This window comes from Streptomyces sp. BA2, from assembly GCF_009769735.1.
GTDB lineage: Bacteria > Actinomycetota > Actinomycetes > Streptomycetales > Streptomycetaceae > Streptomyces.
This window is the reverse complement of record NZ_WSRO01000002.1, coordinates 4,754,960-4,781,630: the sequence shown is the minus strand read 5'-3', so window position 1 is coordinate 4,781,630 and position 26,671 is coordinate 4,754,960. Positions and strand designations below refer to the sequence as shown.

The 26,671-nt window shown below is 69.5% G+C and carries 24 protein-coding genes and 1 tRNA gene; 7 read left to right on the top strand and 18 right to left on the bottom strand.

What is annotated here, in order from left to right:
• Positions 1 to 49: 49 nt before the first annotated feature.
• The 9 genes from E5671_RS24250 to E5671_RS24210 all read right to left on the bottom strand — a co-directional run bounded on the left by E5671_RS24250 (position 50) and on the right by E5671_RS24210 (position 10,066).
• Entirely contained in the window at positions 50 to 874 is an 825-nt protein-coding gene (locus tag E5671_RS24250; protein WP_160506046.1) for an HAD-IIB family hydrolase, read from the bottom strand.
• Entirely contained in the window at positions 871 to 2,160 is a 1,290-nt protein-coding gene (gene serS, locus E5671_RS24245; protein WP_160506045.1) for a serine--tRNA ligase, read from the bottom strand. Before serS ends, E5671_RS24250 begins: the two co-directional genes overlap by 4 nt.
• A 663-nt stretch (positions 2,161 to 2,823) precedes the next feature.
• A complete protein-coding gene (pheA, locus tag E5671_RS24240) occupies positions 2,824 to 3,759 on the bottom strand; it encodes a prephenate dehydratase (RefSeq protein WP_160506044.1) in 936 nt (311 codons plus the stop codon).
• A 90-nt stretch (positions 3,760 to 3,849) separates the two neighbouring features.
• A complete protein-coding gene (efeB, locus tag E5671_RS24235; RefSeq protein ID WP_160506043.1) occupies positions 3,850 to 5,082 on the bottom strand; it encodes an iron uptake transporter deferrochelatase/peroxidase subunit in 1,233 nt (410 codons plus the stop codon).
• A gap of 11 nt (positions 5,083 to 5,093) precedes the next feature.
• Positions 5,094 to 7,085, bottom strand: a complete 1,992-nt coding sequence (locus E5671_RS24230) for a copper resistance CopC/CopD family protein (RefSeq protein ID WP_160506042.1) — start codon at positions 7,083 to 7,085, stop codon at positions 5,094 to 5,096.
• A gap of 14 nt (positions 7,086 to 7,099) precedes the next feature.
• Positions 7,100 to 7,591, bottom strand: a complete 492-nt coding sequence (locus tag E5671_RS24225) for a copper chaperone PCu(A)C (RefSeq protein WP_160506041.1) — start codon at positions 7,589 to 7,591, stop codon at positions 7,100 to 7,102.
• A complete protein-coding gene (locus tag E5671_RS24220; protein WP_160506040.1) occupies positions 7,588 to 8,238 on the bottom strand; it encodes an SCO family protein in 651 nt (216 codons plus the stop codon). The genes E5671_RS24225 and E5671_RS24220 overlap by 4 nt, the downstream gene beginning before the upstream one ends.
• 79 nt (positions 8,239 to 8,317) lie before the next feature.
• Positions 8,318 to 9,052, bottom strand: coding sequence for a DUF1775 domain-containing protein (locus E5671_RS24215; protein ID WP_160510384.1), 735 nt, complete (start codon positions 9,050 to 9,052; stop codon positions 8,318 to 8,320).
• 192 nt (positions 9,053 to 9,244) lie between these two features.
• Positions 9,245 to 10,066, bottom strand: coding sequence for a hypothetical protein (locus E5671_RS24210; protein ID WP_160506039.1), 822 nt, complete (start codon positions 10,064 to 10,066; stop codon positions 9,245 to 9,247).
• 289 nt (positions 10,067 to 10,355) lie between these two features.
• Between E5671_RS24210 and E5671_RS24205 the strand changes: the two genes are divergently transcribed.
• Positions 10,356 to 10,802, top strand: coding sequence for an ATP-binding protein (locus E5671_RS24205; RefSeq protein WP_160506038.1), 447 nt, complete (start codon positions 10,356 to 10,358; stop codon positions 10,800 to 10,802).
• A gap of 61 nt (positions 10,803 to 10,863) precedes the next feature.
• On the opposite strand, the gene pdxR is transcribed toward E5671_RS24205, so the two are convergent.
• Positions 10,864 to 12,300 (bottom strand): MocR-like pyridoxine biosynthesis transcription factor PdxR, encoded by a 1,437-nt coding sequence (pdxR, locus tag E5671_RS24200; RefSeq protein WP_160506037.1) that lies wholly within the window; start codon positions 12,298 to 12,300, stop codon positions 10,864 to 10,866.
• Between the two features lie 47 nt (positions 12,301 to 12,347).
• On the opposite strand from pdxR, the gene E5671_RS24195 reads away from it, so the two are divergent.
• A complete protein-coding gene (locus tag E5671_RS24195; RefSeq protein WP_160506036.1) occupies positions 12,348 to 12,863 on the top strand; it encodes a carboxymuconolactone decarboxylase family protein in 516 nt (171 codons plus the stop codon).
• A 91-nt stretch (positions 12,864 to 12,954) separates the two neighbouring features.
• Here the strand turns inward: E5671_RS24195 and E5671_RS24190 are convergent, their stop codons facing one another.
• Together E5671_RS24190 and E5671_RS24185 are read right to left on the bottom strand one after the other, a co-directional pair.
• Positions 12,955 to 14,451, bottom strand: a complete 1,497-nt coding sequence (locus E5671_RS24190) for an aminopeptidase P N-terminal domain-containing protein (protein ID WP_160506035.1) — start codon at positions 14,449 to 14,451, stop codon at positions 12,955 to 12,957.
• A gap of 119 nt (positions 14,452 to 14,570) precedes the next feature.
• Positions 14,571 to 16,004, bottom strand: a complete 1,434-nt coding sequence (locus E5671_RS24185; protein ID WP_160506034.1) for a PP2C family protein-serine/threonine phosphatase — start codon at positions 16,002 to 16,004, stop codon at positions 14,571 to 14,573.
• Between the two features lie 538 nt (positions 16,005 to 16,542).
• On the opposite strand from E5671_RS24185, the gene E5671_RS24180 reads away from it, so the two are divergent.
• Positions 16,543 to 17,220 (top strand): bifunctional DNA primase/polymerase, encoded by a 678-nt coding sequence (locus E5671_RS24180; protein ID WP_160506033.1) that lies wholly within the window; start codon positions 16,543 to 16,545, stop codon positions 17,218 to 17,220.
• A 57-nt stretch (positions 17,221 to 17,277) separates the two neighbouring features.
• Positions 17,278 to 17,922: a hypothetical protein gene (locus E5671_RS24175; RefSeq protein ID WP_160506032.1), complete on the top strand. Its 645-nt coding sequence runs from the start codon at positions 17,278 to 17,280 to the stop codon at positions 17,920 to 17,922.
• Positions 17,923 to 18,127: 205 nt separating this feature from the next.
• Here E5671_RS24175 and E5671_RS24170 read toward each other — a convergent pair whose 3' ends face one another.
• From E5671_RS24170 to E5671_RS24160, 3 genes are all read right to left on the bottom strand, one after another.
• Positions 18,128 to 19,093, bottom strand: a complete 966-nt coding sequence (locus tag E5671_RS24170; protein WP_160506031.1) for a DUF5926 family protein — start codon at positions 19,091 to 19,093, stop codon at positions 18,128 to 18,130.
• A 153-nt stretch (positions 19,094 to 19,246) separates the two neighbouring features.
• Positions 19,247 to 19,876: an ATP-binding protein gene (locus tag E5671_RS24165; RefSeq protein WP_160506030.1), complete on the bottom strand. Its 630-nt coding sequence runs from the start codon at positions 19,874 to 19,876 to the stop codon at positions 19,247 to 19,249.
• Positions 19,877 to 19,938: 62 nt separating this feature from the next.
• On the bottom strand, positions 19,939 to 20,751 hold the full coding sequence (locus E5671_RS24160; RefSeq protein WP_160506029.1) for a glycerophosphodiester phosphodiesterase family protein: 813 nt from the start codon (positions 20,749 to 20,751) through the stop codon (positions 19,939 to 19,941).
• 184 nt (positions 20,752 to 20,935) lie between these two features.
• On the opposite strand from E5671_RS24160, the gene E5671_RS24155 reads away from it, so the two are divergent.
• The 3 genes from E5671_RS24155 (at position 20,936) to E5671_RS24145 (ending at position 23,457) form a co-directional block, all read left to right on the top strand.
• Positions 20,936 to 22,426 (top strand): trypsin-like peptidase domain-containing protein, encoded by a 1,491-nt coding sequence (locus tag E5671_RS24155; protein WP_160506028.1) that lies wholly within the window; start codon positions 20,936 to 20,938, stop codon positions 22,424 to 22,426.
• 42 nt (positions 22,427 to 22,468) lie between these two features.
• Positions 22,469 to 22,553 (top strand) — tRNA-Ser (locus E5671_RS24150).
• 202 nt (positions 22,554 to 22,755) lie between these two features.
• A complete protein-coding gene (locus tag E5671_RS24145) occupies positions 22,756 to 23,457 on the top strand; it encodes a hypothetical protein (RefSeq protein ID WP_160506027.1) in 702 nt (233 codons plus the stop codon).
• A gap of 90 nt (positions 23,458 to 23,547) precedes the next feature.
• Here E5671_RS24145 and E5671_RS24140 read toward each other — a convergent pair whose 3' ends face one another.
• From E5671_RS24140 to E5671_RS24130, 3 genes are read right to left on the bottom strand one after another with little or no spacing between them, the layout of a single operon-like run.
• Positions 23,548 to 24,954 (bottom strand): tyrosine-type recombinase/integrase, encoded by a 1,407-nt coding sequence (locus E5671_RS24140; protein ID WP_160506026.1) that lies wholly within the window; start codon positions 24,952 to 24,954, stop codon positions 23,548 to 23,550.
• Positions 24,948 to 25,142, bottom strand: a complete 195-nt coding sequence (locus E5671_RS24135; protein WP_160506025.1) for a helix-turn-helix domain-containing protein — start codon at positions 25,140 to 25,142, stop codon at positions 24,948 to 24,950. The genes E5671_RS24140 and E5671_RS24135 overlap by 7 nt, the downstream gene beginning before the upstream one ends.
• Positions 25,139 to 26,605, bottom strand: a complete 1,467-nt coding sequence (locus E5671_RS24130; protein WP_160506024.1) for a replication initiator — start codon at positions 26,603 to 26,605, stop codon at positions 25,139 to 25,141. The genes E5671_RS24135 and E5671_RS24130 overlap by 4 nt, the downstream gene beginning before the upstream one ends.
• Between the last annotated feature and the right edge of the window lie 66 nt (positions 26,606 to 26,671).

Here is a 26,671-nt window from a genome sequence, read left to right as displayed (position 1 = left end):
TCGCACTGAGCCGAGGCCCGCCGACAGGCGGCCTCAGGCTCTCAGGCCCTCAGGCCAGGAACCGCTCGAGCACCACCGCGATGCCGTCGTCCTCGTTCGACGTCGTCACCTCGTCGGCCACCGTCTTGAGTTCCTCATGGGCGTTGGCCATCGCCACGCCATGTGCCGCCCAGCCGAACATCGGGATGTCGTTGGGCATGTCGCCGAAGGCGATCGTGTCCGAGGCCTTCGCGCCCAGACGGCGGGCCGCGAGGGACAGGCCCGTCGCCTTGGAGAGACCGAGGGGGAGCAGCTCGACGATGCCTTCGCCGGCCATCGTCACGCCGACCAGGCCACCCGCCACCTGACGCGCCACCGAGGCCAGCTCGTCGTCGCTCAGGCCCGGGTGCTGGACGTACACCTTGTTCAGCGGGGCCGCCCACAGCTCGGCGACATCGGTGAACGGGACGGCGGGCAGCGGGCCGTCCTGCACCGCGTACCCAGGACCCACGATCACTTCGCCGTCGAGGCCGTCACGGCTCGCGGCGAGCGCCAGCGGGCCGATCTCCGCCTCTATCTTGGCGAGGGCGATGCCGGCCAGCTGCCGGTCGAGCGTGACCGATGTGAGCAACCGGTGCTCGCCCGCGTGGTAGACCTGCGCGCCCTGCCCGCACACCGCAAGGCCGTCGTAGCCCAGATCGTCGAGGATGTGCCGGGTCCAGGGCACGGCACGGCCGGTGACGATGATGTGCGCGGCGCCCGCCGCGGTGGCCGCGGTGAGCGCGTCGCGCGTACGCGCCGAGACCGTGTCGTCGGAGCGCAGCAGCGTTCCGTCGAGGTCGGTCGCGACGAGTTTGTACGGGAAGGACGGCGTGGCGGGAGCAGGGTGGCTCACTTGTTGATGGGCTCCAAGATCTCTCGTCCCCCCAGGTACGGACGCAGCACCTCGGGGACCCACACGGAGCCGTCGGCCTGCTGGTGGTTCTCCAGGAGGGCGACGATCGTGCGCGGGACGGCGCAGAGCGTGCCGTTCAGCGTCGCGAGCGGCTGCGTCACCTTCTTGCCGTCGCTCTCGTCGCGCATCCGGATCGACAGACGGCGCGACTGGAAGGTGTCGCAGTTCGACGCGGAGGTCAGCTCGCGGTACTTGCCCTGCGTCGGGATCCAGGCCTCGCAGTCGAACTTCCGCGACGCCGACGAGCCCAGGTCACCCGTGGCCACGTCGATGACCTGGAACGGCAGGCCGAGGCCGGTCAGCCACTGCTTCTCCCACTCCAGGAGGCGCTTGTGCTCGCTCGTAGCGTCCGCCGGGTCGACGTACGAGAACATCTCGACCTTGTCGAACTGGTGCACGCGGAAGATGCCGCGGGTGTCCTTGCCGTACGTGCCGGCCTCGCGGCGGAAGCAGGGCGAGAAGCCCGCGTACCGCAGGGGCAGCTTGTCGGCGTCGATGATCTCGTCCATGTGGTAACCGGCGAGCGCGACCTCGGAGGTGCCGACCAGGTAGTAGTCGTCCTTCTCCAGGTGGTAGACGTTCTCGGCGGCCTGGCCGAGGAAGCCCGTGCCCTCCATGGCGCGCGGGCGGACCAGGGCGGGCGTCAGCATCGGGATGAACCCGGCCTCCGTCGCCTGCGCGATCGCCGCGTTCACCAGGGCCAGTTCGAGCAGCGCGCCGACACCCGTGAGGTAGTAGAAGCGCGATCCCGAGACCTTCGCGCCGCGCTCGACGTCGATGGCGCCGAGCGCCTCGCCGAGCTCCAGGTGGTCCTTGGGCTCGAAGCCCTCGGCCGCGAAGTCGCGCGGTGTGCCGATGGTGTCGAGGACGACGAAGTCCTCCTCGCCGCCGACCGGGACGTCCGGGTGTACGAGGTTGCCCAGCCGGCCAAGGAGGCGCTTGGTCTCCTCGTCGGCCTCGTCCTGGGCGGCGTTGGCCGCCTTGACGGCGGCGGAGAGCTCGCCGGCCTTCTTCAGGAGCTCGGCCTTCTCGTCACCCGAGGCCTTGGGGATGAGCTTGCCGAGCGCCTTCTGCTCGGAACGGAGCTCGTCGAAGCGGAGCCCGGACGACCTGCGCCGCTCGTCGGCGGAGAGCAGGGCGTCGACGAGCGCGACGTCCTCTCCACGGGCGCGCTGGGAGGCGCGAACACGGTCGGGGTCCTCACGGAGCAGGCGAAGGTCAATCACCCCACCAGGCTACCGTCGAGCGGTTCCGGCTCTCGACTCGGTAATCCACTCTGTAGCGTTATGACCGATTTGCCGGAATGGGAATTCCCGAAAGAGGCTCGACGAGAATGAGCCAGCAGTCGGCCATCGGTCGGCTTCCGCGCACCTGTCGAGCAGTTGCCGAATCTCGCTCCGGCCCCCCTGCTTCCGGGTCAATGAAAAGGGTGTCATTCCCCGAAATGGGGCAGAGGGGACTCGCCCCATTGACCTGATCCCCTTGCATGGAGCGGGACTTGGGAGCGCGGTTGTCCACAGGAATATCCCCTGCCGAAAAGTTATCCACAGGCTGTGCGAAAGATCTGTGGATGCCGGAAGAGATCGTTCCGAAAGCCGCATGCGCGACGAAGGATTCCCGTCCCAAACCACCCTCACACCCACTTTCGAGTGGAAATGGTTCGCTCCAAAGAGTTGATCAATGGAAAAGAGTGGACGAGGGGTGACGTGCGCGACTGTGGACGCACTTGCAGGGTGTGGGCCGATTTGTCGACCATGTCGTGCTTCGTTGTCGACTTGTCCCCAGGTCAAGAACGGGCCCTGTGGATAACTTTGTGGACAACGTAAATCAGCAGGTAAGACCGCTCGCCCGACCAGTCGGCACGCTGATCGGCTCATCGGGCCTCCCGCTCAGGACCGGCCGTCCTGGCACTGGGTCAGCCAGTCCGACGCCGCAAGGAACTCGCCATCGGTCGTGCCGGGCCGCAGCGGCCGGACGTCACCGGGCGCCACCCCCGCCCGCGGGTACGACCCGAGGAAACGCACCTGAGGGCAGATCCGTTTGAGGCCCATCAGGGCCTCGCCCACGCGGCGGTCCGTGATGTGGCCCTCGGCGTCCACGGAGAAGCAGTAGTCGCCGATGCGCTGACCGGTGGGGCGCGATTCGATCCGCATCAGGTTGACGCCGCGTACGGCGAATTCCTGGAGCAGTTCGAGCAGGGCGCCGGGGTGGTCGTCGCCGAGCCAGATGACCACCGAGGTCTTGTCCGCGCCGGTCGGCGCCGCGGGACGGGCCGGGCGGCCGACCAGGACGAAGCGGGTCTCGGCGGTCGCCGCGTCGTGGATCTCGCTGACCAGCGGCTCAAGGCCGTACGTCGCCGCCGCGAACTCACCCGCGAAGGCCGCGTCGAAGCGTCCCTCCTGGACCAGGCGCGCGCCGTCCGCGTTCGAGGCCGCCGATTCCCACAGGGCGTCCGGCAGGTTCGCGGCGAGCCAGTTGCGGACCTGGGGCTGGGCCACCGGGTGGCCGGTCACCGTCTTGATGTCCTTGAGCTGCGTGCCGGGCCGTACGAGCAGCGCGAAGGCGATCGGCAGGACGACCTCGCGGTAGATCATCAGCGGCTCGCCCTTGGCGAGCTCGTCGACGGTGGTCGTGACACCGCCCTCGACGGAGTTCTCGATCGGCACCAACGCGGCCGCCGCGTCGCCGGACCGGACCGCGTCCAGTGCGGCCGGCACGGACACCATCGGGATGAGCTCCCTGGTGGCCGCTTCCGGGAGCGTACGGAGGGCGGCCTCGGTGAAGGTGCCCTCGGGGCCGAGATAGGTGTAGCGCATCGCCGACATACCGTCACCCTAATGGCCTGTCCACGGCACGGCTCCCGCGTCTCACGAAGCGGCACCCGCCCCACGTACGAACGAGACCGAGACCCAGCCCTACCCCTCCAGCAGCCGCTGCCCCACGTACTCGCCCTTCGCGGCCCCGCCCGGCACCGCGAAGAGCCCGCTCGCCTCGTGCCGGATGAACTCCGACAGCGCGTCCCCGCGGTCGAGCTTGCGCTGCACCGGCACGAAGCCGCGCAGCGGGTCGGCCTGCCAGCACACGAAGAGCAGGCCCGCGTCCGGCTCCCCGCCCTTGTCGAAGCCGTCGTGGTACGAGAACGGGCGGCGCAGCATCGCGGAGCCGCCGTTCTGGTCGGGCCGGGTGATGCGGGCGTGGGCATTGAGGGCGATGACGTACTTGCCGTCCGCGCCTGCCTTCTCCAGCTTCGGCTCGGTGGTCTCCGAGCCGCCGGTCAGCGGTGAGCCGTCCGACTTGTGGCGCCCGATGACCGCCTCCTGGTCCTTGAGACCGAGCTTCTCCCAGTCGTCGAGGAGCATCCGGATGCGGCGTACGACGACATACGAGCCGCCTGCCATCCACGACGGGTCCCCCGTGGCGGGCACGTAGATCCGCCGTTCGAAGTCGTCCTCCGACGGCTTCGGGTTGTTCGTGCCGTCGATCTGACCCATCAGGTTGCGGGTCGTCATGGGGTGCGCGGTCGCGCCTGGCGAGCGGTTGAAGCCGTTCATCTGCCAGCGCACCCGCGCCGCGTCCCCCGCCTCCTTCTGGAGCGCGCGCAGCGCGTGGAACGCGACGAGCGGGTCGTTCGCCCCGACCTGCACCCACAGGTCGCCGTCGCTGCGCGCCTTGTCGAGGTGGTCGGAGGAGAAGTCCGGCAGCGGGTCGAGCGCCGACGGGCGCTGCTTCTCCAGGCCGGTGCGCCCGAAGAAGCTGTGGCCGAACCCGAAGGTGACGGTCAGGGACGACGGGCCCGCGTCGCGGGCGACATCCGTGTCCTCCCCCGCCGCGGCCTTGCCCGCCATCAGCCGCTCGGCCGTCGCCGACCAGCGGCGCAGCAGGGCGGCCGCCTCCTTGCGGCCCGCGCCCGCCGACAGGTCGAAGGCGATCAGATGGCCGCGGGACTGGACGGGCGTGGTGATGCCCGGCTGATGTTTCCCGTGAAACATGACCGTGTCCGCGCCAAGGGACGCCAGCGACGCCGCCTTCTCGGGGGTGTCCGAGGGAGCCGCGGCGTACCCGGCCGCACCGCCCGCCGCGCCGAGCGCGAGACCGGTGGCGCCGGCGGTGCCGAGCAGCCGCCGCCTCGAAATCCCGTTGTCCGCCATGGTGGTTCCGTTCAGCCGATCTGCGCGTTCTTGTTCACGGTCACTTGGTCGATGTCGGAGGTCCGCACGGTCACCGCGATCTTCCACTTGCCCGCCATCGGAATCTGCACCCCGCTCGAGCTCCAGTGTCCGGTGGCGATGCGGTCGGGGGCGACGGGCAGCGGGCCGACATCCTTCGACTTGAGGGTGAAGGAGACCTTCACCTCGGGGATGTCGAAGGCGCTGCCGTTCGGGCGCTTCACGAAGATGTGCATCTCGTTGCTGCCGGTGCGGCCCGGGTCCAGGTCGAGCTGCACGGTGCCCTTGCCGTCGTCGGAGCCCGTGTCGAAGGGGATCTTGAGGGTGAGCGGACCTGACCGCTGTGCGGCGGCTGCCGTCTTCGAAGCCGCGGCTTCCTCCTCCGTGCGTCCGGGCTCGGTGGAGGTGAGGACCGTGGTGACGGCGAGCAGGACGACGGCGACGCCCGCCTCGGCGAGCACGGAGCGCCGCAGGCCGGACCGGTTCGGGTCGGCGTCGCGGATCCGCTTCTCGCGGGCGGTGGTCATGGCGGCCTGCTGGCGGGCGAGTTGGGCCGAGCGCTTGGAGTCCTCTCCCGTGCCCCCGGCGGCCACCGTCACCGGCTTCTTCTCCACACGCTTGGCCGCCGCGTGCTTCTCCGCGTGCTTCTCCGCGTGCTTCTCCGCACGCTGCTCGACGACGGCCGCCGCCGCGGCCTCCGGCGCCACGTCGCCCGCCTGGCCCGCGATCCGCGCCGTCCAGCGCCGGGAGATCCAGGCGACGCCGACGAGGACGACCACCAGGCCGACCTTGATGAGGAGCAGCTGTCCGTACCACGTACCGGTGAGGGCCGACCACGAGCCGACCTGCCGCCACGACTGGTAGAGCCCGGTCGCGGCCAGGGCGACGACGCTGCTGAACGCCACGCGCGAGAAGCGCCGCACCGCCCCTGCCTCGACCGACGGCGCGAAGTAGAGGGCGACGACGAGCGCCGCTAGCCCGCCGAGCCAGGCGGCGACAGCGAGCAGATGCACGACGTCCACGGGCATCGCGATCCCGGCCTGGATGCCGGTCGAGGCGTGCTCGGCCATGGCCCAGGTCGCGCCGAGCCCGACGGCGACGACGCCTCCGCCGATCGCGAGCCCGAAGGTGAGGTCCCTGCGCTCCTTGGGGTCGGTTCGCTTTTCGTACGCACCGAAGAGGACGGCGATGAAGAGCGCGGCGGCGGCGAGGAGCAGCAGCCGTGAGACCAGCGCGGCTCCCGTCTTCGTCTGGAGCACGTCGCCGAGCTTGGCCATGTCGAAGGCGTCGGCGATCTTCCCCGACCCGGTGTAGGGCGCGCGGAGCAGCAGCATCACGAGGGTGGACGCGGTGAGCGTGACCCAGCCGGACACCACGAGGCGCTGCACGGGGCGCACGCCGGCGCCACGCGGCCAGCAGCCGAGCACGAAGGCCGCCCCGCCGACGACGAGGATGAACCCGGCGTACGAGAGGTAGCGCGCGAAGCCGTAGAGCCCGCCGACGAATCCGCCGCCCACCTCCTGGTCCGGCAGCGCGACCTTCGTGTCGGAGGGCGCGCCCACGGAGAAGGTGAAGGCCCCGGAGATGGGGTGGCTGTCGGCGGAGACGACTTGGTAGGCGACGGTGAAGGTGCCGTCGGGCAGCCCCTTGTGCAGCTTCACGCCGTACGTGTTGGCCCCGAGGTCACTGGTCTTGCCAGTGTCGACGCGCTTGCCGGCCGGGTCGAGCACCCGTACGGAACCGTCGGACATGGCGACCTTCTCGGAGAAGGTCAGTGAGACGCGGGCGGGCGCCGTGTCGACCACCGCCCCCTGCTTGGGGTCGCTGCCCGTCAGCGCGGCATGGGCGGAGGCGGGGGCCGCCGTGGCCAGCAGGGCGCCGAGGAAGACGGCGACGACGAGCAGGAGCCGTCCGACGCCGGGGGTTATCCCGAAGCGGGCGGCGGCCCCGGAGCGAGCTCCACAGCGGGGAGCGATGGTCTGCATCAGCGATCAGTCCCTCAGTGCGACGCGTGCTTGCCGGGCTTGGGGTTGTACGTGGCGGCCTTCACCGGGACCTCAATGTCGATGGGGTCCGACTTCTCGAAGTGCAGCGTCACCGCGACCTTGTCGCCCTGCTTCGGTTTGTGCTTGAGCTCCTCGAACATGAGGTGGTTGGCGCCCCGCGCGAAGTCGAGCTCGCCGTTCGCGGGTACGTCGAACGACTTCTGCTCCTTCATCGCGTTGCCCTTGGTGCTGTGCAACGTGACCTTCTTGGCGAGGGAGCTGGTCACCGAGGTGAGCTTGTCGGCGCCGCCCTTGTTCGTGACGGTGAAGAACCCGGAGGCCATGGTGTCCATGGCAGGCTCGGGCATGAAGGCGCCGGCGACCTTGAGCTCGGGCTTGTCCGATGCCGCGCCGCCGTCCTTGTCGGCGGACGCGTCGGAGCAGCCCGCGAGGGCGAGCCCCGCCGTCAGTGCGATGGCGCCGCCGATGAGAGTGCGGCGGTTCACGGGGTCGCTCCCTTGACGATCTTGGGGAGGTCCTTGGTGTAGTCGTCCACCGTGGTGTCCTCGCCGTACAGGACGTACCCGGCGTCGGTCTTCGGCGAGAACGCGATGACCTGCGTGCCGTGCATCGAGACGACCTTGCCCTTCTCCTTCTTGGAGGGCTCGATGCTGATGCCGAGGGTGCGGGCGCTGCCCTGGATGGTGTCGAAGTCACCGGTCAGACCGATGAAGTCGGTGTCCTGGGCCTTGAGCCACTTACCGAGGGCCTCGGGTGTGTCGCGCTCGGGGTCCGTGGTGACGAAGACGACCTGGAGCTTGTCCTGTTCGGCCTTGGGCAGCTGCTTCTTGGCGACGGCGATGTTGCTCATCGTCAGGGGGCAGACGTCCGGGCAGTTGGTGTAGCCGAAGTAGATGAGCGTCGGCTTGCCCTTGGTCTCGGCGCGCAGGTCGTACTTCTTGCCGTGCGTGTCCTTGAGGACGAGGTCCGGCTTCTCGAAGGGCTTGTCGAGGATGGTCGCGGCCTTGTCGCCGTTGGACTCGACGGAGACGTCCGCGACGGGCTTCTTGCCGTCGTCACCGCCGCCGCAGGCGGACAGGGTGAGGGTGGCCGCGGCCAGCATGGCGGCGGCGAGCAGCTTTTTCTTGCGCATACGAAAATGTCCCAGATGTGAGGGGGCCCGGGCGCACCGGGGGCAGGCGAAACGCCCCCGGTGCGGCCCGAAGGGTGGCTCAGCTGTTGGCGCGCCGACGCCCGGCGAGCACGCCGAACGCCACGCCTGCGGCGCCGACGACGATGCCGACGATGCCGAGGACGCGGGCGGTGGAGTCGCTGCTGTCGGAGGACGCGGCGGACTCGCTCTTGTCGTCCTTGGCCTCGGCCTTGTCATCGGCCTTGTCGTCGTGCGAGGCGGCGGCGCCGTGGCCGTCGGACGCGGCGGTCAGGGCGAGGGCGGGCGCCGGGTGCTCCGGCTCCTCCTGGCCCTTCTGCTGCGGCTCGATCCAGCGGACGACTTCCTTGTTGTCGTACGTCTGGACGGCCTTGAAGACGAGCTCGTCGGCGTCCTCGGGCAGCGCGCCGATGGAGAGCGGGAACTTCTGGAAGGTGCCCGGCTGGACACCCTTGCCGTCGGCGGTCCAGGTGACCTTGGAGACGGCCTCGTCGATCTTCTCGCCGTGCATCTCCAGCGGCTTGTCGAGCTTCGTCTTGGTGACCTTGGCGGTCCAGCCGGGGACGGGCTGCGTCATGACGGAGGCGAGCGGGTGGTCCTCGGGGAAGGAGATCTCGAGCTTGTTGGTCGAGGCGTCGTCCATCTCGTTCGGCACCTTGAAGTTGACCGTGGCGTAGCCGCCCTTGGCGGCCTCGCCCTCGGCCGTGACGCTGACGTGCGCGAAGGCGGGGACGGAGAGCAGCAGGACGGCGGAGGCGGCGACGCCACCGACGACGGAGACGCGGGAGGCCTTCACGGTGGACAGCGCAGACAGAACAGACATGGCTAGAACACTCCACTTTCAGCGGTGGTGATCAGCGGTGCCGAGCACGTCGGCAGCGGTGATCAGGGGAGAGTGCGCGCGGCGGCGAACCGAGCGGGCACGCGCGCGTGGACGCCGCCGGCCGTGAGGCACCTCTCCGTAGTGCTGCGGTAGGAGTGCGTCGCGTCAGGCAGCGAGTGCGAGTGCGGCGGCGGCCGGCGGGCCCCGCCTGATCACCGTGTGCTGGAGCGCGGTGGTGTGCGGCTTCGGCGGTCCGAAGAACGCTGTTCGGGGTGTCCGGAGATCCGCACCGGGCGCCCCGGGAAGTCCGGCGCGCAGGACGCGTACGAGAGCGAGCGCCCCGCGCAGGGAACGTACGAGAGCCCCCTCGGCGACTCCGTAAGCCCCGTGTGCCGAGAGCCGCGCAAGCCGGAGCAGCGCGATGTCGCCGTGGCGCAGCAGCCAACCGGCGGCGACGGCGGCCAGTACGTGCCCCAGGAGCATCGGAAGCGACGGGAGCAGCGACATGGAGTCCATCGCCGTGTCCGCCGCCGTGGCCGGGGCGCTGTGGTGCGTGGCGTGGCTCGCGGCCCCGCCGCCCGGCTCCACGCCCGCCGTCGTCAGGATCCGGTGGGCCTGGGCGGGACTGAGGTTGGCGGCGCCGGCCCCGCACACCAGACGCGCGGCCCGCTCCACCAGCGAGGGTTCGGCGGACGCCACCGCAGTGCCGCCGTGCTGGCCGACTCCGAAGAGCGCATGCAGGCCGACCTGCCCCGCGGCGAGCGCGGCGGCGATGCCCGGCAGCGAGCGCTCACGCCCGGCGAGCGGAGCCGCTACGGCGAATACGGCGAGGAATCCGATGCCCAGCGTCCACAGCGGGACGGCGGCGCAGGAAGCGAGCACATGGCCCCCGGCGGACAGCACGACGCAGAGCACGGCGAACACCGCGGCTCTCAGCAGCCGGAGGTCGACTCCGGCGCGCGCCTCGCGCTGGTGGGGGGCAGTCATGGCCGGAACATCATTGCACTGGGCTTACCCGCCGCATACGGCAGGTCCGCAAGCTCCCATGGGTGCCGATGGATGCCCATGGATGCCGATGGGTGCCGTTCGATGTCCATCGGCACCGAATGGGTGCCTTTCGGGACGCTTGAAAGTGGCTTGTGAGCGGCATGTCTACACCGTCGTGAGTCGTCCGCGCGTCCGCCGTATGGGCGGCATCACGTCAACTGCGCGCTTATACACGGGCGCTTACGGCAATACGTATCGGTATGTCGAGCCGCGGCCAGGAGGCTGGAGCATGAGCATGTGGTGGTCTCTCCATTTGCGGCGCGAAGCTGCGAGCGTCCCGCTGGCCCGCCGGTTGCTGATCGGCACGATGGAGACCGCGGGGGTGGATCCTGACGTCTCGTACGACCTGTCGGTGGCTCTCAGCGAGGCCTGTGCCAACGCGGTGGAGCACGGCGGCGCGGCGGTGCCCCCCGAGGGGGCGGCCGGGGCCTATCGGGTGACGGCGTACCTGGACGGCGAGAAGTGCCGCATCGAAGTGGCCGATTCAGGTCCGGGGTTCGTCCCTGTCGCGACGCACGCTTCCGACTCCGCCGAGCATGGACGCGGGCTGTTTCTCATCCAGGAGCTCGCCGATCATGTGCACTACGGCCAGCGGCCGGGTGGCAGAGGCGGCGCGGTGATCAGCTTCGACAAGATCCTCAAGTGGCGCGAGGACACGCCGCTCGTCACGGCCTGAACCCGCTGTGGGCCCCCAGAAGCCTCCTGAATCCGTCTGGAGCCGTCTGAAGCCCTGAGGCTCACTCGGGCGGCAGCGCCCGGCACAAAGCCTCGAGTGCCGCTCCGTAGGCGTGCTCCGGTGGCGTGGAGTAGCCGACGACCAGGCCGTCGGGAGCGGGCATGGTGGCCTCAGGGTGGCGGAACTCGGCGAGGCCCTCCAGTGCGAGCCCCTGCCAGGCGGCCGCCTTCGCCGTGGACTGTTCGGTGCCGGGCGGCAGCCGCAGGACGGCGTGCAGGCCCGCGGCGACTCCGGTCGGGCTGATGTGCGGGGCATGCGTGGCGAGGGCGGCGACGAGCTGGTCGCGGCGGTGGCGGTAGCGCTGACGCATACGGCGGATGTGCCGGTCGTAATGGCCCGACTCGATCAGATCGGCCAGCGTGAGCTGGTCGATGACGCTCACCCACGCCTCTCGTTCGCCCTTCGCCGCGAGCACCCCGTCGATGAGGTGTTCGGGCAGAACAAGCCACCCCAGACGCACTCCCGGAGAGAGGCTCTTGCTGACCGAGCCCATGTAGATGACGCGTTCGGAATCCAAACCCTGTACGGCGCCCACCGGCTCCCGGTCGTAGCGGAACTCGCCGTCGTAGTCGTCCTCCAGGACGAGGCCGCCGCGGGTGCGCGCCCAGTCGATCACCGCCGCGCGCCGGGTCGGGTGCAGGGGGCCGCCCGTCGGGAACTGGTGTGCGGGCGTGAGCAGTACACCCCGGATGCGCTGACTCTCAGTCAACTCCTCGATCCGGGCGCCCTTTTCGTCGAGGTCGAGCGGGACCGTCCGTACGCCCGCGGTCGCGAGGATGGAGCGATGGAAGCCGAGGCCGTACGACTCCACGGCCAGCCGGCCGCGCAGCATCCCGCCTCCGCCGGTACCGAACAGCAGCCGCAGGGCGTGCGCGAACCCGGAGCACACCACGATCCTCTCCGGGTCGGCGCGCACCCCTCGGGCCCGCCCCAGGTAGCCGGCGAGCGCCCGGCGCAGCTCGACGCGCCCCTGCGGGTCACCCGGCCCGAAGGCGTCGTTCGGCGCAGAGTTGAGGGCGCGCCGGGCCGCGGCGAGCCAGGCGGTGCGCGGGAAGGAGGCCGCGTCCGGCTGGCCCTGGCGCAGGTCGTACGCGGGCGGGGCGGGCTTCGTCGGCCGGGTGGGTGCCCGCTTGGGGACGCGGGTGCGGGCGGGAGGCGCCGCCCGGTCGGCCACCCGGGTGCCGGAGCCCTGCCGTGCGGTCAGCCAGCCCTCGGCGACCAGCTCGGCGTAGGCGTCGGCGACGGTGTTGCGGGCGATGCCCAGGTCCGCGGCGAGGGAGCGGTACGGCGGAAGCCGCGTCCCCGGAGCGAGCCGTCCCTCGCGCACGGCGTCCCGCAGGGCGCGGATGAGGACGGCACGGCGGCCACCCGTCCCGGAGAGCTCCAGGTGCAGGTCACTCCCGATGCGCTCGGCCAGATTGACCCAAGATTCCACCATGGAAATGCACCCTATCCGAGGTCTATCCAGCCCGTAGATTCATGGTCATGACGAACAACGAGAACGCCACGCAGACCGCCGCCAAGACCGCCGCACAGACTCTCGCGCCCGCTCCCCGCCTCAACTTCGCCAAGGCCGCCCCCAAGGCCTTCAAGGCCGTGATCGGACTCGACTCCGCGGCCCGCGACGGGCTCGACCCGGCCCTGGTCGAGCTGATCCAGATCCGCGCCTCGCTGCTCAACGGCTGCGCGTACTGCCTCCACATGCACACCTCCGACGCGCGCAAGGCGGGCGAGGACGAGGCGCGGCTGCACATGGTCGGCGTCTGGCGCGAGGCCAGGAACTTCTTCACGGAGAAGGAGCAGGCGGCCCTCGACCTCACCGAGGCCGTCACGCTCGTTCACCAGGGCGGTGTCCCGGACGACGTCTACGCCCGCGCGGCGGCGCACTTCGACGAGACGGAGCTGGGCCACGTCCTGGCCCTGATCTTCACCATCAACACCTGGAACCGCATCGCCCTGAGCACCGCCAAGGTGGCGGGCGAGGACGAGCGCCAGGCATGAGCGTCGGGCCCCCGCCCCGGAAACGCAGAACCGGGCCCCTTCTTAAAGAAGAGGCCCGGTTCTCAAGAAGAGGCCCGGTTCAGCAGGACGCTCAGCCCTTGAGCTCGGCCATCCACGCCTCGACGTCGTCCGCACGCCGCGGCAGCGCCGCCGACAGGTTCTTGTTGCCGTCGGCCGTCACGAGGATGTCGTCCTCGATCCGCACGCCGATGCCGCGGTACTCCTCCGGCACCGTCAGGTCGTCCGCCTGGAAGTAGAGACCGGGCTCGACGGTCAGGCACATGCCGGGCTCCAGGACACCGTCGGCGTACGTCTCACGACGCGCGGCCGCGCAGTCGTGGACGTCCATGCCGAGCATGTGACCGGTGCCGTGCAGGGTCCAGCGGCGCTGGAGACCCAGCTCCAGGACGCGCTCGACCGGGCCCTCGACGAGGCCCCACTCCACGAGCTTCTCGGCGAGCACGCGCTGCGCTGCGTCGTGGAAGTCGCGGTACTTGGCGCCGGGCCGCACCGCCGCGATGCCGGCCTCCTGGGCCTCGTACACGGCGTCGTAGATCTTCCGCTGCAGCGCGTCGAAGCGGCCGTTGATCGGCAGCGTCCGCGTCACGTCGGCGGTGTAGTACGTGTGCGTCTCCACACCGGCGTCGAGCAGCAGCAGCTCCCCGGCGCGCACGGCGCCGTCGTTGCGCACCCAGTGCAGCGTCGTGGCGTGCGGGCCCGCGGCGCAGATCGAGCCGTAGCCGATGTCGTTGCCGTCGACGCGGGCGCGCAGGAAGAACGTGCCCTCGATGTAGCGCTCGCTGGTCGCCTCGGCCTTGTCCAGGACGCGCACGACGTCCTCGAAGCCGCGGGCCGTCGAGTCGCACGCCTTCTGCAGCTCGCCGACCTCGAACTCGTCCTTGACCAGACGGGCCTCGGACAGGAAGACGCGCAGTTCCTCGTCGCGCTCGGCCGTGACCTTGTCGGTCAGCGCGGCCTCGATGCCGGCGTCGTAGCCACGGACGACGCGGACGGAGCCGGTCGCCTCGCGCAGCTGTCCGGGCAGCTCGCGCACGTCGGACGCCGGGATGCCGTACAGCGTCTCGGCCTCGGTCAGGGAGTGCCTGCGGCCGACCCACAGCTCGCCCTGGCCGTCCAGCCAGAACTCGCCGTTCTCGCGGTTGGAGCGCGGCAGCAGGTAGATGGTGGCCTCGTGGCCGCTCGTGCCGTCCGCGAAGTCCGTCGGCTCAAGGACGAGGACGCCGTCCTCGGTCTGGTTGCCGGTCAGGTACGCGTATTCGACGGAGGCGCGGAAGGCGTACTCCGTGTCGTTCGAGCGGGTCTTGAGATTGCCCGCGGGGATCACGAGGCGCTCGCCCGGGAAGCGCGCGGAGAGCGCGGCACGGCGGGCGGCGGTGTGCTCGGCCTGGGCGATCGGCTGCAGGTCGTGCAGCTCGGTGTCGGCCCAGCCGGACTTCATGTTCTCGGCGAGCTCGTCGGAGACTCCCGGGTACAGGCCGTTCTTGCGCTGCTTGATCGGCTCTTCCTCGGACTCGATCTCCAGGTCTTCCGGGGTCTCCGGGTTCTCCGGATTGAGCTCCTCCGACACGATCTGCCTCCTATGTACGACACTGGGCCCCCTCCATCGTACGGGCGTACGGAAGGGGGCCCAGAGCCGGAAGGCCCATTACATGCCGTATTGCGGGGGTCACTCGGAATTGCGGCGGGTCACTCGAAACGGGCCGCAAGGAGCACCACGTCCTCGTCGCTGTCGACCGCGTCGAGCCCGTCGGGCAGCACCGTCCGCAGGACGTGATCGACGAGCGCGTCCGGGTCGTCGCGCACCGACTTCGGCACGCTCGCCGCCGCCGCGTGCAGCCGTGCGAAGGCGCGGTCCATGGCGTCCCCGGTGCGGTGCAGCAGGCCGTCCGTATAGAGAAGCACCGTTTCTCCCGGCTCCGGCTGGAACTCCACGCTCGGCGCCTCCCAGCAGGCGAGCATCCCCAGCGGTGCCGAGAGCGAGGTCTCCACGAACTCCGTGCGCCGCTCGCCGATCACCAGGGGTGGACTGTGCCCCGCCCCCGCCAGGACGATCTTGCGCAGCGCCGGTTCGCAGTAGGCGAAGAGGGCCGTCGCGGACCGCGCGGGCTCGGTGAGCCGAAGGAGCAGCTCCAGATCGGACAGTACGGCGACGGGGTCCTCGCCCTCCATCACGGCGTACGCCCGCAAGGAGGCCCGCAGGCGCCCCATCGCGGCGACGGCGCTCGGCCCGGACCCGGTGACGGACCCGACCGCGAGGCCGAGCGCGGCGTCCGGCAGCGGCAGCGCGTCGAACCAGTCGCCGCCTCCGAGCGCTGAGGTGCGGTGCCGCGCGGCGAGCTGCACCCCGGCGACCCGCGGCAGGCGCGAGGGCAGCAGCTCTTCGCGCAAGGTGGCCTCCGTCGTGCGGGCGCGGTCCAGTTCGATCAGCCGTGCCAGATGCTCGGCGGCCTGGCGTGTGTAGAGCCCGACGAGGTGGCGCCGGCGCTCGCCGGGCTCCGCGGGCTCGTCGTACAGCCAGACGGCGGCGCCGATCCGGCCCACGGTCTCGGTGGACAGGGGCAGCGCGTAGCTCGCGGCGTAGCCGAGCCGGGCGGCCACTTCGCGGTGGCGGGGGTCGAGGCTGCTGTCGGCGAGCAGATCGGCGTTGACGATCTCGGTCTCGGCGCCCGGGGGTGTGGGCGGTGCGTCGAGGAGCCGCCCGAAGGCGGTGGCGGCGCGGGGGACCGTCTCGATGTGGCCGAGGTCGGCGCGGGCGAGGCCGAGGCCGACGGTGGTGTCGGGGCCGAGCCCGTCGGCGGGCTCCAGGACGAGCAGGCCGCGGCGCGCGCCGACGAGGGCGGCTCCGGCGCGCAGCAGTTCGTGCAGGGCTTCGTCGAGGGTGGCCGTGCGGGCCAGGCGTTCGGTGAGCTCCTGCAAGGTGGTCAGATCGGAGATCCAGCCCGCGAGCCGGTCCTGGATCATGAGGGTCGGTGCGCCTTGGGCCTGTGGGGCGGGCGCGACAGTGTGGGCTGGTGGCGGAACAGTTGAATCGATTCCGGCCACTTTCGGAAGGTGCGGAGCGTTCATGGCTGACGGCTTTCCGGCCGGTGCGTATTGCTCAATAGCATCGCAAACCCCCATGTCATTCTGCGCCGCTAGCAATGTTCTCCACATCTACACGCACTGGTTAGGGGATGTCCAGCATTGTCCAGCTGGGATTCCTGGTGTCCGTGGGAATTCTGTGACGTATCGCGATCTTGGGAACTTGGCTCAAAAGTGCCTGAGGCGACGGCCTATTGCGATCGACTGGGATTGTTCAACAAGGGGCACTCCCAGGCCCTCAGGCACGGGAGGCGCGTCACAGCGGCCGTGATGGGTACGTACTCGGTGATGACCAGGGGCAGTTGAGATCCGCCCGGAACCTGGCGACGGACCCGGGCGTCTTAACTCACGACGACCGTGCCCCATCCTCCCGTGGGGGAGGCGGCGAAGAAGTACGCGGGACAGCAAACGCCAGGCACCGCCACCCCACGCCACGCTAACGCTCGGCCCTTAGGGGTTCCCCATGCCGCAGGCTGGGGTGTGATGCGCCAGTTCTACGCACAGCGAAGTGATCCACACATGGTGTGATGTGGCCCGCCGTGTTCCTCGGCGTGTAAACGGAAAGGAACGAGCGCTCATGCGCGAGATCCTCGGAAGGCGACGCAGGCTCCTGTCCAGGCTCACCGGCAGGAAGTCTGACCAGAGTCCTGGTCTGATCGGCGCGGCCCTGACCTTTGCCACGGCATGGAAATGGCCCGTGGTGCCAGGTGTCGGACTCGACCGGCGAGACGGCACCCGCTGCGCCTGCCCCGACCCCGACTGCACAGTGCCAGGAGCTCACCCTCTCGACCCCGGTCTGCTGACCGCGACGACCGACGAGCGCATGGTGCGCTGGTGGTGGACGAACCGCCCGGACGCGCCCATCGTGCTCGCCACCGGCAACAGCGCCCCGTGCGCCGTCAGCCTGCCCGCGATCGCGGGAGCGCGCGCCCTGGCCGCGCTCGACGAGATGGGCATCAGGCTCGGCCCGGTCGTCGCGACCCCCGCCCGCCTCTTCCTGCTCGTCGCGCCTTACTCCATGGAGCAGTTGGGCGAGCTGCTGTACGCCAAGGACTACGTCCCGGGCTCGCTGCGCTTCCACGGAGAGGGCGGATATCTCGCGCTGCCGCCCTCCGAGACGGGCCAGGGGCCGGTGCGCTGGGAGCGGGCTCCGCTGCCCGGCTCCGCGGTGCCGTGGGTGCCCGACGTAGAGGCCGTGGTGGACGCGGTGGTCGACGCGCTCACTCGTACGGGTGTGAGCGCGCCCGAGTTGTAGGGGAAATGGGCGCGCGGCGAGCCGGGCGCCCATCAAACGTCGTTAGTGTCAGGCCCCATGAACCCCCGCCTGATCGCGCTCATGGGCGTCGTGGCCATTACGGTTCTCCTGCCGCTCGCCGGCGCGTCCGCGGGGCCTGTGGGCGACGGTGACGCCGAAGCCAGGTCGCCGGAGCGGCCGGCGGACGCGGCACCGGGGGCGGCGCCGGATCCCGACGCGAAACAGCCCTCCACGGAGAAGCCGACTTCGAAACGGTCCTCTACGGAGGGGGCGTCCAGGGAAGGCGCGTCTACGGAGGGCGCATCTTCGGACGACCGGCCCACGGACAGCTCGTCGTTCCTCACGGGGCTCGGCCTCGACAACACCGCGCAGTGCGGCCCCGAACTCACCTCCCCCAAGGGCATCGAAGCCCAGACGTGCGTCCTGACCCAGGGGCACGACACCTGGGGGCGCACGTACTACCGCAACACCACTGGTGATGAGCTGAGCGCCGTACTGACCGTTATGGCACCCGGCGGACGCACCGTCCAAATGCATTGCGCGGTCGGAGCCGCGGACGAGCCGGGGGCGTGCGAGACGCCTCGGGAGCGTACGGCGGGAAATGCCGAGGAATATTCGGCGGTGGTGGAGTTCGCTGACGGGAGTGGCGGACCGTTGCTCCTGCGCTCTGGGAGCAACTCCGCTCGGCCGAAAGCCAGTTGAGTCAGCGGGTCGGGCCGGACAGCGGGCCGGACATGAAAGGGCCCGGTTGCTGGCGACGGGGGATGCACCAGCAACCGGGCTACCTGAACGGTAACAAGAGATCTGCTCTGGGCAAATTCGATCTCGGATATCCGGACAGGGATTTACCTGTGACGGCCGGGAGTTGTGACAGGAGTCACCCGCTCCCTTCCGACTGACTGGTGGGTCAGCTCAGCGTCACCTGGCGGTTGGTGAGACCGCCGCGCGCCCGGCGCTCCTCCGGCGTGAGCGGGGCGTCGCTGCCCAGCGCCTTCGCGAGCCGCTCGGCGAACTCCGCGGCGGGCTTCTCGATGTCCTCGGCGCCCATGCCGCTCGGCAGGTCCCACACCGGGACCGTCAGACCGTGCGCCCGGAAGGATCCGACCAGACGGGTGCCATCGCCGAGGCTCGACGCACCGGCCGCGTGCAGCCGGGCGAGCGCGTCGAGGAGCTGCTCCTCGGGGTGCGGCATGACCCAGCGCAGGTGGTTCTTCTCGGGGGTCTCGCACCAGTACGCGGAGTCCACGCCGGAGAGCTTCACGGTCGGGATGGCGGCGGCGTTCGCCCGCTCCAGGGACGCGGAGACCTCCGTGGACGCGTTCTCCGAGTCCGGAACCCAGAACTCGAAGCCCGCGTGCACGATCGGCTCGAATGTGCCGTCGGGGTCGAGGAGATCCTGAAGGCGCGGCCCGTCGGCGGGGGCGCGGCGGGCCTGGACCGGGGAGCCGGGCTCGGCGGTCAGGGCGCGCTGGAGGGTGTCGGCGAGGTCGCGGCTGATGTCGCCGGACGCGGTGTCGTTCTGCAGGCCGAGCAGGACCGAGCCGTCGTCGCGGCGCAGCGCGGGCCAGGCCATCGGCAGGACGGTCGCCAGCAAGACGGAGGGCACGCCGTCCGGCAGCCCGTCCTTGAGGGGCAGTTCGACGGTCGCCGCCGGGACGAGCTCGCGCAGAGCCACCCAGTCACCCTCGCCGGGCAGGCCTTCGAAGGGGCGCTGCACCAGCTCGGTCACCGCGTGCGCGGCGGCCCGGCCGTGACAGGCCTTGTAACGGCGGCCCGAACCGCAGGGGCAGGGTTCGCGGGCACCGACGACAGGGACCTGCCCGTCCGTCAGCTGCGGCTGCTTGCCCTTGGTCTGAGGGCGCTTCTTGGCCATCTTGGGTGTCTCCCGGATGCGGCTTTACAGCGTGGCTCTTCGTACGTCTTGGGCGTACGGGCGCGAGCCTAGCCGCTCACCCGGAGGGCGTCGGGATTCAGCCGGAGTCGGCAGGAGTAAGGCGAAGCCATCGGTCGCGGTCACCGCTCGCAGTCACGGCTCGTGGTCATCGCTCGCGGTCGTCGAAGGCGCGTACGCGAGGTCCGGTATCGCGGAGCCCGCGGGCGCCGCGACGCGCGTAGCGAAGTCCTCGTGGCAGTGCCCGGCATGTACGACGACCCACACCGTTACCTCGCCGTGGGTGTCGTCGCGTACGCCCCACGTCTCGGCGAGGGACGTGATGATGTTGAGCCCGCGCCCGCCGTGCGCGGTGACCGATGGCGTGGCCGGAACGGGGCGGGTCGGGCCACCGCCGTCCGTCACCTCGACCGTCAGCCTGCCTGTCGCGTCCACGCGCCAAGCGGCCCGGACATCACCGTCGCCGACCATTCCTTCGCCCAGCGGCCTGCCGTGCCGACAGGCATTGCTGAGCAATTCCGAAAGGATCAGTACGGCATCGTCGACGACCGATTCCGGCACCCCGTTCCCGCGCAGTTGATCGCGCATCCGGTGCCTTGCTTCTCCCACGCCCGCCGGGCCATGGGGTACGGCCATGCTCGACGACGCGGGCACCTCCCGTGCCACCACCAACGCCACCCCCGAGACCTCCTTCGCCCCACGCCACGGTGTGAATGCCCCAATGGACTGGACCGGAAACCGGCCAACCCTTGTGCGGTGACGCACTCGTAACGATCGAATACGGACCGAACGCGCCGGTGCACACCCTGTAACTGACGGGATTGCGGTTAGCGGCGGCCCAACTGGGACAGCACCTGCTTGGGGCGATTCGTGATGATGGCGTCGACGCCGAGTTCGGCGCAGAGCTCCACGTCCTCGGGTTCGTTCACGGTCCACACGTGCACCTGGTGACCCGCGCGTTTGAGTTTGGCCACGTAGGCGGGGTGGTTGCGGACGATCCGCATGCCGGGGCCGGCGATTCGAACGCCCTCGGGAAGGCGGCCGTCGCGGTGGCGCGGCGAGACGAACTGCATCAGATAGACCGTCGGCAGGGTGGGGGACGCGGCCCGCACGCGGTGCAGGGAGCGCGCCGAGAAGCTCATGACGCGTACGGGAGAGGGGCCATCGGCGGGTGGGGAATCCAAACCGAAGCGCTTCAGTAGAAGAAGCAGCCTTTCCTCGACCTGGCCCGCCCAGCGGGTGGGGTGCTTTGTCTCGATGGCCAGCTGGACGTCGCGCCCCGAAGCGTTGCTCTCGGCCACGAGCTCGAGGAGCCGCTCCAGGGTGAGGACGGAGGTGTCCTCCCAGTCGGGGCCTTCGTCGGCCTCACCGTGGTTGTTCTTCCAGGAACCGAAGTCGAGGGTGGCGAGATCGGCTAGCTCCAGGGCCGACACGGCTCCACGGCCGTTCGACGTGCGGTTCACGCGACGGTCGTGGACACAGACGAGGTGTCCGTCCGCGGTGAGGCGTACATCGCATTCGAGAGCGTCGGCACCGTCCTCGACAGCCTTCTTGTACGCGGCCAGCGTGTGCTCGGGGGCGTCTTCGGAGGCTCCGCGGTGGGCGACGACCTGGATCTGTTGCTGTCGTGCGAGGGTCACCGCGTCATGGTGCCATCACGGGGTACTCGAAGGCTTGCCCGAGGTGTCGCACACAAGGCCGGATCCACAGGATCGGCTTATGGTGCCCTGACAGCCCATGGGAAAAGCTGACTGCAGACACATGCACAGTTGGGCACAGCCAGGCCGTGACCGAGAACGACAGCGTGGACCGAGGAGAAGAGCTGTGAGCACCGAGAACGAGGGCAACGAGGTACCCCCGGCCCCGTCAGCGCCTCCCGTGCCGGTGGAATCTCCCGCTGCTTCCGCCGCCCCTGCAACCCCTTCCGCCGACCCCGCGCCCCCTTCCGTCGCGCCCGACCCCGCGGCGCCGACCTCCGCGGTGTCCGCTCGGGAACCGTCGGCGCACGAGGCTCCCACGCATGCCGGAGCCGCCGCGGGCGCGCCCCAGCACGCCGCCCCGCACGCCTCCGGTGCCGGCGCCTGGCCGCCTCCGCCGCCGCCCGCCGTTCCCTCGTACGCCCAAGGTGGAGGCTCCGGCTCCGGATGGGGCGCTTCGTACGCGGCGCAGCACCCGGAGGGTCCCAAGCCCGCGGGCCGTCGCGGTGGTCTGATCGCCGCGGTGCTCGTGGCCGCGCTGGTCGCGGGCGGTGTCGGCGGCGGCATCGGCTTCTGGGCGGCCGACCGGAACGACAACAGCACGGGCTCGACCACGGTGTCCGCGTCGGACACCCCGGCCGACCTCAAGCGCGAGCCCGGCACGGTCGCCGGCATCGCGAACAAGGCGCTGCCCAGCGTCGTCACCATCGAGGCCCAGGGTGGCAACGGAGAGGGCGGCACGGGCACCGGCTTCGTCTACGACACGCAGGGCCACATCCTCACGAACAACCACGTCGTGGCGTCCGCGGCCGACGGCGGGAAGCTCGCGGCGACGTTCTCGGACGGCAAGAAGTACGACGCCGAGGTGGTCGGCCGCGCCGAGGGCTATGACGTCGCCGTCCTCAAGCTCAAGAACCCGCCCTCGAACCTGAAGCCGCTCCCCCTCGCCAACTCCGACAAGGTGGCCGTCGGCGACTCGACGATCGCCATCGGTGCCCCCTTCGGCCTCTCGAACACGGTCACCACCGGCATCGTCAGCGCCAAGGACCGCCCGGTGACCTCCAGCGACGGCGCGAGCAGCAAGAGCTCGTACATGAGCGCCCTGCAGACCGACGCGTCCATCAACCCCGGCAACTCCGGCGGCCCACTGCTCGACGCGGGCGGCGCGGTCATCGGCATCAACTCCGCGATCAAGCCCGCGGAGAGCGGCGGCGGCCTCGGCGGAGGCGGCCAGTCCGGCTCCATCGGCCTGGGCTTCGCGATCCCGGTCAACCAAGCCAAGTACGTCGCCCAGCAACTGATCAAGAACGGCCAGGCCGTCTACCCCGTGATCGGGGCCTCGGTCGCCCTGGAGGAGAACGCGGGCGGCGCCACGATCTCCCAGGAAGGCGCGAGCGGTACGCAGGCGGTCACCCCGAACGGTCCGGCGGACAAGGCGGGCCTCAAGCCCGGCGACGTCATCACGAAGCTGGACGACACGGTGATCGACAGCGGCCCGACCCTGATCGGCCAGATCTGGACCCACAAGCCGGGCGACACCGTCGAGATCACGTACAAGCGCGACGGCAAGGAGCACAAGGTCGACGTGGTCCTGGGCCAGCGCAAGGGCGAGAGCTGACCCGCTACTCTTGTCCCCGCACCGCCCTGAACGGCGGTGCGGGGTGGGTTGCCCGAGCGGCCTAAGGGAACGGTCTTGAAAACCGTCGTGGCGCGAGTCACCGTGGGTTCAAATCCCACACCCACCGCTTGCAGGCCAGCGTGTGTGCTGGTCAGAAGGGTGTCTCTCGCTGAGAGGCACCCTTCTTCGTGGGGGACGTGTCTCACCTTGATCCGCGACTGTCACGCCTTTGACCAGTGTGTGTGGACCAGGTGTGGACCACCGGCCTCCGTTGCGGCGCTCGTGGGGAACACCAGCGGCGTAGCACCATTAACTGGCAGACTCTGGGCGTGACTCCACTGATCCTCGCTGCGGAGCAGCAGAGCAGTGCCTCTTTCACCGCAGCCGCCTTCGTCGCGGCGTGTGCCCTTGTCTTCACGGTGGCCTCGTTTTGGTGGATCAATGCCCACCAGGGAGACCTGAAAGCCTGGAAGCCGCATTCGTTCGCGGCCTGTGTGACCTCTTCGATGGCTCGTATCCGGTTCCCGCTTGTTCTCTACAACACGGGTGCCAAGCCGATCGTGGTGCTTGACGTGCGTTTGCGCTTCCCCGATGAGCCTCGACCCGAACTCGTGCTGCCGTGGACCAGCACACGTGATCGCCTGCGGCCAGAGAAGGAGGACGCTCTTCGTCTACCAGCGTGTTTCGCTGTCGCAGGACGCACAGCTGAGCAACTGTTCATCGAGTTTGGAGCGCCGTATCCCACTTTCGTGCCGGAGGCACGTGACTACAAAGTGGTCATCGAAGCGAAGCTGGGGCACCGGAAGCTGCGGCATCGTGTTCTGAGACGGAGGGTGGAATGGGAGTCTCTCGTGGTGTTCACGCTCTGCGTTGCCCAGATCGCTTACCCCAAGTCCTACATCGCGTACAGCAACTCGCCCCGCGACATCACAGAGGAGGACCGCCGGAAGGCTGAAGCAGCGCTTGGCGACTTGCGCACAATGCTTCAGGTCAGCTTGGCGCGCCGGGTGCCGAAACCTGAGTCCGAGTAACGTCCACCTCGTTATGAGAGCCCTGAATCGAGCGATACACAGGGGAAGGGGGGCGCCCCGATTTAGGACGCCCCTTTCGAACTCGTTCGACTACCGCTCTTCCGTCTCCTCCTCGGCTTCCTCCAGTGCCCGCTCGATTTTCTGGTTCGAGCGCTCTTGACTGCGGTGAATGGCCTTCGCGTAGAAGCGAAAGAGGACCGCGATGCTGTGGCCAGCGCGGCGGGCGACCTCTGCCGGGGAGACCCCCGACTCAAGCCAGAGCGAGACGCCCGCATGCCGCAGCGAGTAGGGCACCTCCGCCAAGGGCGAGGCCGCTTCGGAGTCCGACAGCACCGCGAGCCGTGCCGCCTTCCAGAGCTCCCCGTACTCCTTGGACAGGAGATGCCCGCCCTGGACCGCACGGAACAGGCGGCCGTCATCGGCGGTACCGAACTCCTTGACGTGCTCGCGGATCATACGGACCAGTACGGGCGGAATGGGGACGGGCCGAGTCGCCTTGCGGGCGCGCTTCTTCAGGCCGCGTGAGTCGAACGACTCGCCCGTGTCCGTCCACCCAGAGCCGACGCGGGGCGTGCTGATCGACAGGAGGACTTCTCCCCAGCCCTCTTCGGGCAGGGTGAAGTCCGACTCACAGAGATTGGACGCCTCACCGGGGCGATTGGCCGCGTAGTACAGGCAGCCGAAGAATGCCCTCAGGTGTCGGCCGCGCTCCCCCTGAGATCCCACACCTTCGATCAGCCTCCGTGCCAGCTTTGGGCCGGGCACGAACCGGAAATCGATCTCGCCATCGGTTTCCGGGGGCGTCCAGTCCACCTTGTCGAGGGGGAGCGTTGTCAGCAACTCCCGCTCCACGGCGTAGCGCAGGCAGTTGCTGAATACGGTCCGTTTGCGGTTCACCGTGTTGTCGGCGGCGGCCGTACCGTCCATCCTCTGTGAGAGCGCGTCGAGGGCGGAGCGCACCACGGAGGGGGTGTTGAGGTCGGTGATGTCCACGGACTTGCGGGCGATCCAGTCGAGCGCCGCCGCGATGTCCTCGGGGGGTGTCACCACATCCGCACGGCGGTTCCACTTTCCTTCGTCGTCCAGGACGAAGCGGAAGGCCCAGGAGTAGAGCGCGGCCCGGAGCACCTTCGTCGACGGGGCCCCACGGTTGTCCTTGATCAGCCGAGGCGTAACCGTGGCCAACGCATCAGCGATGCCCGCACGGTGCTTGGCCGAGACACCGGGCCACTTCATGTCCGTGTACGCGAGGGTGTGCGCGTACCAGGTGGGTGGCTTGGGAGCCTGGATCTCAGAGGAAGGCAGACCAGTTTCCGAATCGAACTGCTCGCGGTTGCGCAGGGCGGACAGCAGCTCTGAACGGCGGCCGTCAGCTTGGGCCTTGATCTTGTAGCTCTTGGAGAAGGGACGGAGCCCGACACGCCAGCGGAGTTGGTAGGCCGCAGCGCGATTGGCGCGCTTCCGGATGCTCCAGACCTGAACGTCGTACGTCAGCATGTGGAGACCTCACAGGTGGCGAACCAGGCGTCGAGGTCCGAACGGCGTATGCGGATATGGCCGTTGGGGAGTTTCAAGCACTTCGGGGCATAGCCACGCGCTCGCATTCGATAGAACGCCGCCCGTGAAAGCCCGATCTCGTCGAGCGCTTCCGCCAGGGTGAGCTTCTGGTCACGGTGGGAGGTCACAGCCAGTGAGCTCCTTCGGTCTTGGCGCGTTCCTTCTCGGCGCGGGCTTCGCTGAGGTCATTACGGACTTGAGCGGCAAGGAGCTCTTCTCCGGGGCTGTAGCCGGTGCCCAGAAAGGTCCAGTCGGAGAACACGAGGGTGGTGTCGTCGGTTGCTTCGGTCTCGGCATCTTCCACGTCGAGGACTGCACGGCGTTGTTCCGCCTGCCAGGCTCGGCGCTCTTCTCGCAGTGCGCCGAGGGTGGTGGAGTAGCGCCGGGATTTCGTGGAGAAGTGGCCGCGAAAGCCGAGCATATGGGCCCACTTCCAGAGCTTGAGCTCTTTGAATTCGGGCAGTGCTCCGAGGTCCCAACAGGTTCGGATCATCTGCCGAACGTGTCCGGCCACGGGAAGGTGTGCGAGGGATTCGCGACCGGTTCCGGTGCAGGTATCGCAGGGTTCAGGGACGCCAGCCACAGAGGTGGTCATCCCGCGCCCATGGCAGTCCCGGCAGTAGAGGGGGCGGTCGATGGTGCCGGAGTCTTCAGCGCCTTTGGTGGCGTACTTGGCGATGTATCCGGCGACCGCTTCGGCCGTCACCCGTCCCTTGCCGTCATCGGCAGTGATCTGCCGTACGTCGACCTGCCGCCCCCACCGAAGCGTGCGTGTGCCGATGCGGTCGGAGTCCACGGCGAGGGTCACATGCCGGGCCGCGAGTTTAACCGCCTTGGCGAGCACGCCCGCCGTGGCTTCGGCGGGCGGGGGCGTAGAGCTACCTTCGGGGCCGTCGAAGCGGACGATGGCATGAAAGTGGACGACGCCGCGCTTCTGATACTCGGCGACCTTGGCGAAGGACACCCGTACGACTTCGGCCGCCGCCTTCTGCGTCATGTTCAGCAGGTGGGCGACGTAGCGGCGAAGGTAGGTGGTGAACCGCCCCCACAGCTCGCCCGCGTGCGCATTGAAGAGGACCGCACCGGTGTAGTCGTAGCGGACGGGGTCCACCGGCGTGCCAATGGCAGGGTCGTTGTCAGCATGCTGGCTGCCGCAACGGCAGCCGGGGCGGTCGCGCCAGGTGAGGCCGTGCACTGCGCCAAAGCTGGGGGCGGTGAGGGTCGCGAACACCCTTGGATGTGTGCGGACTTCGGTGGGGACGCTCTTGCCGCCCACCACACCAGCCTTGATCAGTTGGTAGGTGTCCCCCGCGTAGATGCGTGAGCAGGAGGGGCAGCGCGAGGCACGACGGTTTCCGCAGGCCACCAGGATGCGGCCCGTGGGGTCGTCGGCCGTGTTGAAGCTGTGGAGCACACGCCCGGTGAGGGCATGGACAGTCTGGGTGTACCCGGCAAGTCGGATGGGGTGGGTACAACCGCGGACTGCTTTGACCTGGTTGTGGACGCGGTCGAAGTTGTCGCCGTTGGCGAGTTCGATGAGGTCCCGTACAGCCAGGCTCGCCACGTGGCGGAGGTCCAGAGGCTGGGGCATGGGCGACGTCCCTTCGTTCTCAGAGGTACGGGGATGGGGCCCGAACCGCACCGGGGCAGGAGTGGG

Bases quoted from the DNA above. Each gene is read 5' to 3' on its own strand.
- E5671_RS24195 (WP_160506036.1), top strand. From the start codon at position 12,348: ATGACGAACAACGAGAACGCCACGCAGACCGCCGCCAAGACCGCCGCA.
- pheA (WP_160506044.1), bottom strand. From the start codon at position 3,759: ATGTCGGCGATGCGCTACACCTATCTCGGCCCCGAGGGCACCTTCACC.
- E5671_RS24230 (WP_160506042.1), bottom strand. From the start codon at position 7,085: ATGCAGACCATCGCTCCCCGCTGTGGAGCTCGCTCCGGGGCCGCCGCC.
- E5671_RS24175 (WP_160506032.1), top strand. From the start codon at position 17,278: ATGAACCCCCGCCTGATCGCGCTCATGGGCGTCGTGGCCATTACGGTT.
- E5671_RS24180 (WP_160506033.1), top strand. From the start codon at position 16,543: ATGCGCGAGATCCTCGGAAGGCGACGCAGGCTCCTGTCCAGGCTCACC.
- efeB (WP_160506043.1), bottom strand. From the start codon at position 5,082: ATGGCGGACAACGGGATTTCGAGGCGGCGGCTGCTCGGCACCGCCGGC.
- E5671_RS24130 (WP_160506024.1), bottom strand. From the start codon at position 26,605: ATGCCCCAGCCTCTGGACCTCCGCCACGTGGCGAGCCTGGCTGTACGG.
- E5671_RS24205 (WP_160506038.1), top strand. From the start codon at position 10,356: ATGAGCATGTGGTGGTCTCTCCATTTGCGGCGCGAAGCTGCGAGCGTC.
- pdxR (WP_160506037.1), bottom strand. From the start codon at position 12,300: ATGGTGGAATCTTGGGTCAATCTGGCCGAGCGCATCGGGAGTGACCTG.
- E5671_RS24210 (WP_160506039.1), bottom strand. From the start codon at position 10,066: ATGACTGCCCCCCACCAGCGCGAGGCGCGCGCCGGAGTCGACCTCCGG.
- E5671_RS24185 (WP_160506034.1), bottom strand. From the start codon at position 16,004: ATGGGGGTTTGCGATGCTATTGAGCAATACGCACCGGCCGGAAAGCCG.
- E5671_RS24170 (WP_160506031.1), bottom strand. From the start codon at position 19,093: ATGGCCAAGAAGCGCCCTCAGACCAAGGGCAAGCAGCCGCAGCTGACG.
- E5671_RS24220 (WP_160506040.1), bottom strand. From the start codon at position 8,238: ATGCGCAAGAAAAAGCTGCTCGCCGCCGCCATGCTGGCCGCGGCCACC.
- E5671_RS24140 (WP_160506026.1), bottom strand. From the start codon at position 24,954: ATGCTGACGTACGACGTTCAGGTCTGGAGCATCCGGAAGCGCGCCAAT.